Annotated in this window: 11 protein-coding genes; all 11 read left to right on the top strand. The window is 50.4% G+C overall.

From position 1 onward, the window contains the following. Positions 1–3 precede the first annotated feature (3 nt). The 11 genes from urtE (at position 4) to ASG34_RS03045 (ending at position 11,472) form a co-directional block, all read left to right on the top strand. Positions 4–693 (top strand): urea ABC transporter ATP-binding subunit UrtE, encoded by a 690-nt coding sequence (gene urtE, locus ASG34_RS03095; RefSeq protein ID WP_055826322.1) that lies wholly within the window; start codon positions 4–6, stop codon positions 691–693. A 125-nt stretch (positions 694–818) separates the two neighbouring features. Continuing rightward, positions 819–1,688: an urease accessory protein UreD gene (locus ASG34_RS03090; protein ID WP_055826320.1), complete on the top strand. Its 870-nt coding sequence runs from the start codon at positions 819–821 to the stop codon at positions 1,686–1,688. Between the two features lie 64 nt (positions 1,689–1,752). Further along, entirely contained in the window at positions 1,753–2,055 is a 303-nt protein-coding gene (gene ureA, locus ASG34_RS03085) for an urease subunit gamma (RefSeq protein WP_055826318.1), read from the top strand. Between the two features lie 161 nt (positions 2,056–2,216). Beyond that, entirely contained in the window at positions 2,217–2,525 is a 309-nt protein-coding gene (locus tag ASG34_RS03080) for an urease subunit beta (RefSeq protein WP_055826316.1), read from the top strand. 37 nt (positions 2,526–2,562) lie between these two features. Further along, positions 2,563–4,266, top strand: coding sequence for an urease subunit alpha (ureC, locus tag ASG34_RS03075; protein ID WP_055826314.1), 1,704 nt, complete (start codon positions 2,563–2,565; stop codon positions 4,264–4,266). Between the two features lie 86 nt (positions 4,267–4,352). Then, positions 4,353–4,841: an urease accessory protein UreE gene (gene ureE / locus ASG34_RS03070; RefSeq protein ID WP_055826312.1), complete on the top strand. Its 489-nt coding sequence runs from the start codon at positions 4,353–4,355 to the stop codon at positions 4,839–4,841. Next, complete coding sequence (locus ASG34_RS03065; protein WP_055826311.1) at positions 4,834–5,517, top strand: urease accessory protein UreF; 684 nt, start codon at positions 4,834–4,836, stop codon at positions 5,515–5,517. The genes ureE and ASG34_RS03065 overlap by 8 nt, the downstream gene beginning before the upstream one ends. After that, a complete protein-coding gene (gene ureG, locus ASG34_RS03060; RefSeq protein ID WP_055826309.1) occupies positions 5,514–6,167 on the top strand; it encodes an urease accessory protein UreG in 654 nt (217 codons plus the stop codon). Before ASG34_RS03065 ends, ureG begins: the two co-directional genes overlap by 4 nt. Before the next feature lie 160 nt (positions 6,168–6,327). Continuing rightward, positions 6,328–6,891: a HupE/UreJ family protein gene (locus ASG34_RS03055; RefSeq protein ID WP_055826307.1), complete on the top strand. Its 564-nt coding sequence runs from the start codon at positions 6,328–6,330 to the stop codon at positions 6,889–6,891. 217 nt (positions 6,892–7,108) lie between these two features. Then, the gene (locus ASG34_RS03050) at positions 7,109–10,543 is read left to right on the top strand and encodes a hybrid sensor histidine kinase/response regulator (protein ID WP_055826304.1); all 3,435 of its coding nucleotides are present in this window, start codon (positions 7,109–7,111) and stop codon (positions 10,541–10,543) included. Next, positions 10,540–11,472 carry a response regulator gene (locus tag ASG34_RS03045; RefSeq protein WP_055826302.1) on the top strand — a complete coding sequence of 311 codons (933 nt, stop codon included), beginning with the start codon at positions 10,540–10,542 and terminating at the stop codon, positions 11,470–11,472. The genes ASG34_RS03050 and ASG34_RS03045 overlap by 4 nt, the downstream gene beginning before the upstream one ends. The last annotated feature ends 371 nt before the right edge of the window (positions 11,473–11,843 follow it).

The raw sequence follows: 11,843 nt of genomic DNA, 5'->3' as shown, positions 1-11,843 counted from the left end.
AGCATGTTTGAAATTGAGAATTTGCAGGTGAGTTATGGCCAAAGCCAGGTGATTCATGGCCTGAACTTCAAAGCCAATAAAAACGAAACCCTGGCGATTATGGGCCGCAATGGTATGGGTAAAACGACCTTGTTCAAGTCATTGATGGGTATTTTGCCTAGCAAATCCAGCAAGGCCACTGTGGACGGCGTGGATCTGCAAGGTGCCGCTACGCATGATCGAGTGATGAAGGGCCTGGCTTATGTACCACAAGGCCGCTGGATTTTCCCTAACATGACGGTGCAGGAAAATATCGAAACCGGGTTGGAGAAATCTTCCAGCCGCGAGATCCCCGATGATATTTTTGCCTTGTTCCCCGTGCTGCATGAAATGCGCAAGCGCAAGGGCGGTAACCTGTCTGGTGGTCAGCAACAGCAACTGGCGATTGCCCGTGCGCTGGTGACTAATCCTAAAGTGTTATTGCTGGATGAGCCAACCGAAGGGATTCAGCCTTCTATCATCAAGGATATTGCCAGGGTATTGAACGAAATCCGCAAAATGCGTGAAATCACCATCATTGTTTCAGAGCAGGTGTTGAGTTTCACGATGGAAGTGGCTGACCGTATTATCGTGATTGATAAAGGCCGCTTTATTCATGAAGATACCCGCGATAATGTCGATGCTGCCAAGGTGAAAAGCTATTTGTCTGTTTAGCTTTAGGATTGTTTTAGCTACAGAGAACACAGATTTCAAATGCTGAGTTAAGTTTTTCTCAGTGAACTCAGTGTTCTCTGTGCCAAGTATTAAAATAATTTTCTAAGCTGTGGCATGATGCCGTTATGGATGATTTAAAGCCTGCGATCGTATCGCCACCCTTAAAGCTCACTGCCACAAAACACTGGCAAGCAAGGCTTGAGCTTGGCTTCGCCAGGCGTGATGCACGCTCTTACCTGGCACATCGTCTGCATCATGGACCATTGGTTGTTCAGAAAAGCCTGCATCCTGAAGGCGAAGATATCTGTCATGCGGTAGTGGTGCATCCTCCCGGTGGGGTGGCAGGTGGCGACGCACTGCATTTACAGGTACAAGTCGGAGAAGGTGCAAGAGCCTTGTTGACGACGCCTGGTGCAGGCAAGTGGTACAAGGCCAATGGTACCAAAGCGACACAAACGCTCACCTTTCAATTGGCGGCAGGCAGTGGCCTAGAATGGTTGCCACAGGAAAATATTTTATTTGATGCTGCAGAAGTAGGTTTTTCTGCAGAGATAGCGCTGGCAGCAGATGCCACTTTGGCGGCGTGGGATATCGTTTGCCTTGGCCGCCAGGCGCAACAGGAAATCTGGCAAACTGGTTTTTACCAATTAAATCAGCGTATCACTCGAAATGGTAGATTGATCTGGAACGAGCGTGCGCGCATGCAGGCGGATGACCTGGTCAAGACCAGTCGAGTTGGTTTGGGGGGTGCAGCGGTATTCGGCACCTTTCTGGTATGTGCAGGCGCTGTACCTGCCGAATTGTTACAAGCCTGCCGTGAGATAGTGTTATCAAATGCCAACGTAGGTATCACAGCCTTACCTGATGTGCTGTGTATCCGTTATATTGGTAATGCATCGCAGCAGGCCAGGCAATACTTTGAGCATTGCTGGCAGATTTTAAGGCCGTGGTATTATCAAAAAGACGCCATCAGGCCACGTATCTGGAATACCTGATCGCCAAAGAAATAGTCAAAGAGCATTTGTCTACGTAGCTCACCATTTATGGAATTAGCCGCTTATGGAATTAACCCCAAGAGAAAAAGATAAATTATTGATTTTCACCGCCGCTCTGTTGGCCGAGCGGCGCAAGGCACGTGGTTTGAAGCTGAATTATCCTGAGTCCGTCGCTTTTATTTCCGCGGCGATCATGGAAGGGGCGCGGGACGGCAAAACGGTGGCGGAACTGATGAGTTATGGCACGACTTTGCTGGCACGTGATGAAGTGATGGAAGGGGTGCCGGAGATGATTCCGGATATCCAGATAGAGGCAACATTCCCGGATGGGACGAAGCTAGTCACCGTCCACCACCCGATTCCATAAGGGCTCGATGTTGCAAGCGCAGATGGCGGTGTTGCTTATCCTTGCCGTACTTATTGTACTGTCTGCGGTTGTGCACCTTGCCCTCCACGCTTGCAACTCCACGCCTGAATATGCAGAGAAATAATGTTTGAAAATAAAGTAAGAAACGACTGGAGTAATTAATGATTCCTGGCGAAATGCAGGTCGCAGCAGGCGACATCGAATTAAACACAGGGCGTGAAACGGTGACGCTGGATGTGGCGAACACGGGTGACCGGCCGATCCAGGTCGGCTCACATTATCATTTTTATGAGACGAATGAAGCGTTGTCTTTTGACCGGGCTTTAGCTTACGGTGCCCGCTTGAATATTGCGGCGGGGACGGCGGTGCGGTTTGAACCAGGCCAGACGCGTACAGTGCAATTGGTCAAACTGGTGGGCAAGCGTGAAGTCTACGGCTTTGCCGGTAAAGTCATGGGCGCCCTGAAATAGCAGGCGAGCAATAAAGTCAGAGCAATAAGGAAAAACAATGACAGTGAAAATGGATAAACGCGCCTATGCTGAAATGTTCGGCCCGACTGTCGGTGACAAGGTAAGGTTGGCGGATACCGAGTTGTGGGTGGAGGTCGAAAAAGACTTCACCATCTATGGCGAGGAAGTGAAGTTTGGCGGCGGCAAAGTGATCCGCGATGGCATGGGCCAGGGGCAAGGCCTGGCAGCTGAAGTTGCTGATACCGTGATTACAAATGCATTGATTATTGATCACTGGGGTATTGTTAAAGCCGATATTGGTATCAAAGGTGGTTATATTTCTGCCATCGGCAAGGCAGGCAATCCTGATATCCAGCCCGGCGTCACAATTGCAGTGGGCGCAGGTACTGAAGTCATTGCCGGTGAAGGCATGATCATTACTGCAGGCGGTATTGATACGCATATCCATTTTATTTGCCCGCAACAGATCGAAGAAGCATTGATGTCCGGCGTCACCACCATGATTGGTGGCGGTACCGGCCCGGCGACTGGCACTTTCGCCACTACCTGTACACCAGGACCATGGCATATCCATCGTATGTTGCAGGCCGCAGATGCTTTCCCCATGAACCTGGGTTTTCTGGGTAAGGGGAACGTGAGTTTGCCTGAACCACTGCGTGAGCAAGTACGGGCGGGTGTGATCGGGCTTAAATTGCACGAAGACTGGGGAACCACACCGGCAGCCATTGATAATTGCCTGAGCGTCGCTGACGAAATGGATGTGCAGGTTGCCATTCATTCGGATACCCTGAATGAATCAGGCTTTGTTGAGACTACTATTGGTGCGTTCAAGGGCCGCACCATCCATACGTTCCATACCGAAGGGGCGGGTGGCGGCCATGCGCCGGATATTATCAAGGCGGCTGGCTATCCGAATGTATTGCCTTCCTCTACTAATCCAACAAAACCATTTACCGTTAATACCATCGACGAACATCTGGATATGCTGATGGTCTGTCATCACCTGGATCCTGCAATTGCAGAAGATATCGCGTTTGCCGAAAGCCGTATCCGCCGCGAAACAATTGCTGCGGAAGATATATTCCATGACCTTGGCGCCTTCTCGATGATGTCGTCTGATTCACAGGCCATGGGGCGAGTTGGTGAAGTAATTATCCGCACCTGGCAAACCGCGCATAAGATGAAAATTCAGCGTGGACCACTGGCGGAAGACACAGCTGGTAATGATAATTTCCGTATCAAGCGCTATATAGCCAAATACACCATCAATCCTGCCATTACGCACGGTGTCTCGCATGTGGTCGGTTCTGTTGAAGTGGGCAAACTGGCTGACCTGGTGGTCTGGAAACCGGCATTCTTTGGGGTGAAGCCTTTTACCATTATTAAGGGCGGCATGATTGCGGCGGCTGCAATGGGTGACCCCAATGCTTCCATTCCAACCCCGCAACCCGTGCATTACCGTCCCATGTTTGGCGCGTATGGCGGTGGCTTGAAAACGGCAGTGACCTTTGTTTCGCAAGCCGGGCTGGAAAATCCTGAACTGAAGGCACTGGGGTTGCAAAAAACACTAGTCGCTGTCAAAGGTACACGTGACGTTAAAAAATCCGACATGGTGCATAACACCTGGTTACCCAAGATCGACGTCGATCCCGAAACTTATGAAGTGCTTGCTGATGGCATGCCCTTGGTCTGTGAACCGGCGGAAGTGTTGCCTATGGCACAACGCTACTTTTTATTCTGATCAATGTGGGCAAATTGCATCGTTCCGGGCACTTTGTACTTTATCCCGCTCGCTCATTGATGGAACTGAGTTTATAAAAGATAAAAATGATTCATCTCACCGAACGTATTACTGTCAGTGGTCATATAGACGACACACTGGAACTGCCTTTTGACCTGCGGCAGAAAAGTCGCCTGCGCGTGAAATTGGCTTCGGGCAACGAAGCGGCATTGTTTTTAACCCGGGGCATCATCCTGCGTGGTGGCGATCTACTCAAGTCTGAGAATGGCCTGGTCGTCCAGATTGTGGCAGCGCAAGAGCCGGTCTATAACGTCATTGCACCTACACCTCGCGACCTGATGTGTGCAGCCTATCATTTAGGTAACCGTCACGTGCCATTGCAAATTGGCGATGGCTGGTTACGCCTGGAGCAGGATTATGTGCTGAGAGATATGCTGTTGGGGTTAGGCATGCAGGTGAGCGAGGTTAACGCGCCTTTTGAGCCGGAAGCCGGCGCTTACGGTGGCGGTCATCGCCATGGGGAAGATGCCTTGCATTCGTTACGACCAAAAAATAGTGGACGTGCGCATGGTTAATGCCCTGGCACTCAGTCGCTTGCTGCAATTGGCTAGCCCGTTGTTGCCAGTCGGTGCTTATGGCTATTCGCAAGGACTGGAATGGGCGATTGAATCGGGTGAAGTTACCAGTGTTGCAACCGCACAAGCCTGGATAGGCGACAGTTTGCAGATTTATCAGGCCCGTTTTGAATTGCCGGTGCTGTACCGTTTATACCAGGCCTGGCAGGCACAGGATTTAGTCGCAGTGCAAGAGTGGGACATGTTTTACCAGGCAGGGCGGGACACCGCTGAAGGATGGGCAGAGACACGGCAAATGGGCTACTCCCTGCGGCGACTGCTGAATGACCTCAAGCCCATGTCGCCCGCATTGGTGGCACAGATTAACGCACTGGAATCACCATCTTTCCCGACTTTGTATGCAGCCATTGCCCAGCATTGGCAAATTCCGGCTGAACAGCTGCTGCATGGTTATATCTGGGGCTGGCTGGAAAATCAGGCCAGCGCTGCCATGAAAGCGGTGCCGCTTGGTCAGGTGGCCGGGCAGACCATCCTGCTTAGCTTGGGAGAGCGCTTGCCACAAGTGATAGAGGCCGCTATGCAATTGCCGGATGATGCCATGAGCAACTTTAACCCGTTACTCAGCATTGCCGGCTGCCAACACGAAACGCAATACAGTAGATTATTCAGATCATGAAAATACATACCCAATTTGAAACACCCACCCCCGCGGTTACCGAGTACAAAGAGCCTTTGCGTATCGGCATTGGTGGCCCGGTCGGTTCCGGTAAAACGGCTTTAACACTTGCGCTTTGCCAGCGTTTGCGTGAGCTGTACAACATTGCCGTGGTGACTAACGATATCTATACCAAGGAAGATGCCGAATTCCTGACGCGCAACGAGGCGTTATCGCCTGAGCGTATCATCGGCGTGGAAACCGGCGGTTGTCCGCATACGGCGATTCGTGAAGATGCCTCCATGAACCTGGAAGCGGTGGATCAGTTAAGTAAACGCTTCCAGACGCTGGATATTGTGTTTGTCGAAAGCGGTGGCGATAACCTGGCGGCAACATTCAGCCCTGAGCTATCTGACCTGACGATTTATGTGATCGACGTAGCCGCCGGTGAGAAAATCCCGCGCAAGGGCGGCCCGGGCATTACCAAGTCTGATTTGCTGGTGATCAACAAGATTGACCTGGCGCCTATGGTTGGCGCTTCGCTGGAAGTGATGGATCAGGATGCAAAACGCATGCGAGGTGAAAAACCGTTTATTTTCAGTAACCTGAAGAGTGGGCAGGGGCTGGAGGAGATTGTCTCCTTCATCGAAAAACAAGGCCTCATGCAATAAAGCTGAACGCTGCCTGTCTGTGGCGGTGTTGCATGGGCTTGCCGTACTATTTGTACTGTCTGCGCTCATGCGCCTTGCCACAAACAAGCAGCGTTCAGCTTTAAGTAGATGATCATGGGCGAGCTAAATAAATAGTTACAATTCTGTGGGAGAAGATTCTATGAAAAAAAGTATTCTTTTAGGTATCGGGGCTAGTGTGTTATCGGGTGTGGCATACGCGCATCCTGGACATGACTTACAGGCGGGGTTCGCAACTGGCTTTTTACATCCACTGACCGGATGGGATCATCTGCTGGTAATGTTGTCCTTAGGTATCTGGGCAGCACGTCGCCAGACGCAACAGGGCTGGCAATTACCAGTGTTGTTTGTCAGTGTGATGGCAGTGTTCGCGGCACTGGCGATGGTGTGGTTGCCGATGTCACTGGCGGAAGTCATGGTGGCGGCAAGTGTGCTGGTGATGGGTGGTTTACTGATTGCAAAAGTGGAATTATCTAAATGGGCGCAGTTTAGCCTGGTGGGATTGGTAGCGGCTGCGCATGGTTATGTGCATGGTGTTGAGCTTGGCCAAAGCTGGAGTTCATTAACTGGCATGGTGCTGGCAACAGCCACGCTGCATGGCCTGGGTTGGATATTGGGTCGCCAGCAACAGCCGTGGCTAAAAGCCACTACGCAATTGCTGGGCGGCATGATGATGGGCTTGGGCGCTTACTGGCTGATTGCCTGATCACGAATTTATAAATACGAATCACCTTGAAGCGGATCATTGAGATCCGCTTTTTTAATGTAAAGGCCTGTGATGTTGCTTGCCTTTCATCGCTACGTCAATTAACGTAATGATTGATTTACCTGCAGACCTTAATATAGCGTGGGGAAAGTTTTTGGTCTGTGGTGCATTGCCACAGGCATGTTATTAAAGCCTGTCATCATTAAAGGGTTATTGATTGTCTACGCCGTCTCCCGGATTAGCTAGCGAAATTACTGCCGAACCGATACAGCGTATCGTCAAGATTCGTCGCGACTATAACAATTGGGTAGCGAACGAGACGATTGAGGATTATGCGCTGCGCTACACGCCGCGTGCCTTTCGCAAATGGTCCATTTTACGGGTATCCAATACTGCGTTGGGCGCCATTTCTTTCCTGGTGCTGGAAGCGATTGGCGGCACAATCACCATTAATTACGGTTTCCCCAATGCCTTATGGGCGATTTTGGCTGTCGGCGCGATTATCTTCCTGACCGGTCTGCCTATCAGCTATTACGCGGCCAAATATGGGCTGGATATGGATCTGCTGACCCGCGGCGCCGGATTTGGTTATATCGGCTCGACGATATCGTCTTTTATTTATGCCTCGTTCACCTTTATCCTGTTTTCGCTGGAAGCGGCGATTATGGGCTATGCGCTTGAGCTCTATTTCCATTTGCCGCTATACCTGGGTTACCTGGTCAGCGCACTGATTGTCATTCCGTTAGTCACACATGGCGTGACCCTGATCAGCCGCATCCAGATGATCACTCAGCCGATCTGGATCGCGCTGATGTTCCTGCCATTTTTTGCGATTCTGCATGCGGATCCCGATGTGTTGCACAGGCTAAGTAATTTTGCCGGGACATCCACCAATGGTGGGCATTTCAACTGGTTGATGTTTGGTGCGGCGACCGCTGTTGGTGTGGCGCTGATTCCGCAGGTTGGTGAGCAAGTCGACTTTTTGCGCTTTATGCCGGCGAGAACTAAAGAAAATTACTGGCGCTGGAATATTGGTGTATTAATGGCTGGCCCCGGTTGGGTCATTCTCGGCATGCTCAAAATGCTGGCAGGGGCTTTGTTAGCCTACCTGGTATTTACTCGGAATATGCCAATCAGCTCTGCGGTCAACCCGACGCACATGTATCTGGTTGGTTTTGAGCATGTGTTCAGCAATCACGACATTGCGCTGGCAATCACGGCCTTATTTGTCTGTGTGTCGCAAATCAAGGTCAATATGACCAATGCCTATGCCGGCTCACTGGCATGGTCTAATTTTTTTGCGCGGCTCACCCATAGCCATCCAGGGCGTATCGTCTGGGTAGCCTTCAACGTGATGATTGCCATTGTGCTGATGGAGCTGAATGTGTTCCAGGCACTGGAAGAAATCCTCGGGCTGTATGCCAATATTGCCATTGCCTGGATTGCTGCAGTGGTTGCTGATCTGGTCATTAATAAACCGCTCGGGTTAAGCCCGAAAGGCATTGAATTCCGCCGTGCTTATCTATATGACATCAACCCGGTTGGCGTGGGGGCCATGTTTATTGCATCGGCGATTTCGATTGCGGCTTACACCGGTGTCATGGGTGTAGTAGCGCAATCCTTTTCTACTTTTATTTCATTATTTACCGCGATGCTTCTATCGCCGCTGATTGCCTGGTATACCAAAGGCAAGTATTACCTGGCCAGGCAGCGCCCGATCTATCTGCAACCTTCAGCGACCAAGCAATGTGTGATTTGTGAACGTGAATATGAAGTCAGCGATATGGCGCATTGCCCGGCATATGGCGGCGCGATCTGCTCCTTATGCTGCTGCCTGGACGCAAGATGTCATGATGCCTGTAAACCGCAGGCACGGTTAAGTGCGCAGTGGGAAGCAGTCAATAGAAAAATCCTGCCAAAGCGCTTTTGGCCACATCTTAACGGTGGTGTGGCGCACTTCTTGTTGCTGATGGTGATAGCCATGCTGTTATTTGGCGCGACCATCAGCTTGATTTACCTGCATGATTCATTGACCATAGGGCAGCAGTATCCTGAACTGATGGCACGCTTCCGCTCTGGCTATCTCAAGGTGTTTGTTGCATTGCTGTTTTTGGGCGGCATTGTGGCCTGGTGGCTGGTGCTGACTTCTGCCAGCCGCCGCGTCGCACAGGAAGAATCCAACCGGCAGACAGGCCTGTTGCTGGAAGAGATTGAATCTCATAAAAAAACCGATACCCAATTGCAAAAAGCCCGCCGCTTGGCTGAAGAGGCTAACCAGGCCAAGAGCCGTTACATTACCGGCATCAGCCATGAATTGCGCACGCCACTCAATAGCATTCTTGGCTATGCCCAATTATTGACTAACGATGACAGTATCCCTGCGCATCGTAAACAGGCAATCAAAACCATCAGCCGTGGCGGTGAGCATTTGCTGTCACTGATTGAGAGTACGCTGGATATCGCGCGTATTGAAAGTGGCAAAATGGCGTTTGATGTGAAGCCACTGCATTTTCCCGAATTCATCAGCCATATGGTGAGTATGTTTGAAATCCAGGCACAAAATAAAGGCCTGACTTTCAAGTTTGAACAGAGCGGCACCTTGCCCGAATATGTGCGTGCAGACCACAAGCGCCTGATGCAGATATTGGTAAATATCCTCGGTAATGCGGTGAAATTTACCACCAAGGGTAGTGTGATTTTCCGCATCAGCTACGCACGTGAAATTGCACAGATTGAAATTCAGGATACCGGCCCCGGTATTGCTCCGAATGAGGTTGAGAAAATCTTTGAGCCATTTGAGCGGGGCAGTGCAGCGAATGTGGTCGGCATTGGGGGCACTGGCTTGGGTTTGACGATCAGCAAGCTGTTAACGCAACTGATGGGTGGTGAAATTCATTTCGACAGCGTGGTTGGGTATGGCACACGTTTTGACATCCGGTTGTTTTTACCGCAAATCCGCGAGACTGCGCATTTATCCAAACAGGCGGTCAGGCAACGTACCGGCTACGAAGGCTCGCCCCGCACTATTCTGGTGGTGGATAATGAAGAAGTCGATAGAGAGTTGTTGCGGGATACCTTGCAGCCACTGGGGTTTATTATCCATGAGGCGGCCAATGGCCAGGCTTGTGTAAATCAGTATCGGACAGTGAAAGCTGATTTGATCTTGATGGATCTGGCGATGCCGGTGATGGATGGCTGGGAAGCCGCTTATATTATCCGCGAGGTGCATCACTCGCAGATTCCTATCGCGATTGTGTCTGCCAATGCCTACGACCGCAGCCTGGATAACCAGGCCAAAATACCGGCACAGGATTTCTTTGTTAAACCGGTGAATCTGGACGAAGTGCTGGATTGGGTAGGGCACCGCCTGGGCCTGGTCTGGCGGTATGTAGATAGCAACAAAGAGACCCAGTTACTGCTGTCAGACGCTCAGGCGATACCAGTTCCAAAAGACGCCCCCGCTATTCCGGCAGAATTAATGGAAAACCTGATGCAGTATGCCAAGGTCGGCTATGTAAAAGGTGCGCGAGAAGTACTTGCGACATTGGCGCAAAAATATTCACATCATCAAACATTGATTAACGCTCTGCAACAAGCCATAGACCGCTTTGATTTTGCTACACTGCAACGCTTGATTGAGGATGCAAAATGACCAACCCAAACTATACCGTGTTGATTGTAGATGATGTGCCGGAAAACCTGGCTTATCTGCATGATGCCCTGGATGAGTCTGGCTATCAGGTCTGTGTCGCCAATTCAGGTGAAATGGCCTTGCAGGTCGCCCACCTGATGCAGCCGCATGTGATCCTGATGGATGCGATGATGCCTGGCCTGGATGGATTTGCCACCTGCAGGCGCATCAAGGCCACCGCCGAAACCCAGCATATCCCGGTGATTTTCATGACCGGCCTGACTGAAATTGAACACGTCACCATGGCGTTTGACGCCGGTGGCGTGGATTATGTGACCAAGCCCGTGCGTCCGGCGGAAGTGTTGGCCCGTGTGAAAGCGCATGTGCAGAATGCCACAAAAATGCATCAGGCCACTTCTGCCCTGGATGCCTTTGGCCAGGCCACGATAGCCATTCTACCTGCGGATAAACGGCTGGTCTGGCAAACGCCTTTAGCCAAGCAATACCTGGAACAGTATTTCGCCGAATGGGTAGCCAAAGAGGCTTACAGCGCAGTGCAGACTTTGCCACCCATGATTTATCAATGGCTGGAAAACTGTGTACAGCAATTTTCCGCCAAGCAAACCATGCAAACCTTGAATGTTAATCAAGGCAGTGCGCGGCTCAGCCTCACGGTAGCCAATACCAGTGAAGAGCAATGGGTAATCGTGCTGCGCGAGCACTCGGACGAACTGCAGATTGAATCACTGGGTAAGGTATTCCAGCTCACCAAACGTGAATCAGAAGTGCTTTACTGGACAGTCAAGGGCAAAACCAATAAGGACGTTGGTGAGATCCTGGGTACCAGCCCGCGCACTATCAATAAACATCTTGAACACGTGTTCCAGAAACTCGGGGTGGAAACCAGGACAGCTGCCGCTTCGCTGGTCGCTTCAAAAATTAAATTCTAGTTTTAACCCACAGGGGGTTGAATAAGTATTTTAATTTTTATCCGGTAATCGCTAACTCGGTTAGCAGTTCAAAGCTGATGTCATCAGAAAAACCATCACCAGGCCTGGTGATGGTTTTTTTGTTGGTATTTTTTGCTGATCTGGATTTTTAAGCTGTTGTTGCTGCAACAGCCTACTGTTTTATTTAAAACAAATTTTCTTTTGTTAAATTATTTTTCTTATCTCCCGGCCTGCCTTTAGTAATCCTTATCTCATTGTTTCTATTGCAATAAGTTATGTGATGTAAGCATTTTTATCATCTGGTATAGCGTTTGCTATATCCCCTGTAGCCGATGTAATGGTGTCGTAACCGATACGGTGCGTTTTCTAAC

Origin of the sequence: Methylophilus sp. Leaf416 (assembly GCF_001424665.1) — a bacterium.
Taxonomy (GTDB): Bacteria; Pseudomonadota; Gammaproteobacteria; order Burkholderiales; family Methylophilaceae; genus Methylophilus.
This window is presented reverse-complemented; position numbering and strand designations above follow the sequence as displayed.

Coding starts and splice junctions, on each gene's coding strand:
- ureC (WP_055826314.1), top strand. CDS start 2,563: ATGACAGTGAAAATGGATAAACGCGCCTATGCTGAAATGTTCGGCCCG.
- ureE (WP_055826312.1), top strand. CDS start 4,353: ATGATTCATCTCACCGAACGTATTACTGTCAGTGGTCATATAGACGAC.
- ASG34_RS03065 (WP_055826311.1), top strand. CDS start 4,834: ATGGTTAATGCCCTGGCACTCAGTCGCTTGCTGCAATTGGCTAGCCCG.
- ASG34_RS03055 (WP_055826307.1), top strand. CDS start 6,328: ATGAAAAAAAGTATTCTTTTAGGTATCGGGGCTAGTGTGTTATCGGGT.
- ureA (WP_055826318.1), top strand. CDS start 1,753: ATGGAATTAACCCCAAGAGAAAAAGATAAATTATTGATTTTCACCGCC.
- ASG34_RS03045 (WP_055826302.1), top strand. CDS start 10,540: ATGACCAACCCAAACTATACCGTGTTGATTGTAGATGATGTGCCGGAA.
- urtE (WP_055826322.1), top strand. CDS start 4: ATGTTTGAAATTGAGAATTTGCAGGTGAGTTATGGCCAAAGCCAGGTG.
- ASG34_RS03080 (WP_055826316.1), top strand. CDS start 2,217: ATGATTCCTGGCGAAATGCAGGTCGCAGCAGGCGACATCGAATTAAAC.
- ureG (WP_055826309.1), top strand. CDS start 5,514: ATGAAAATACATACCCAATTTGAAACACCCACCCCCGCGGTTACCGAG.
- ASG34_RS03090 (WP_055826320.1), top strand. CDS start 819: ATGGATGATTTAAAGCCTGCGATCGTATCGCCACCCTTAAAGCTCACT.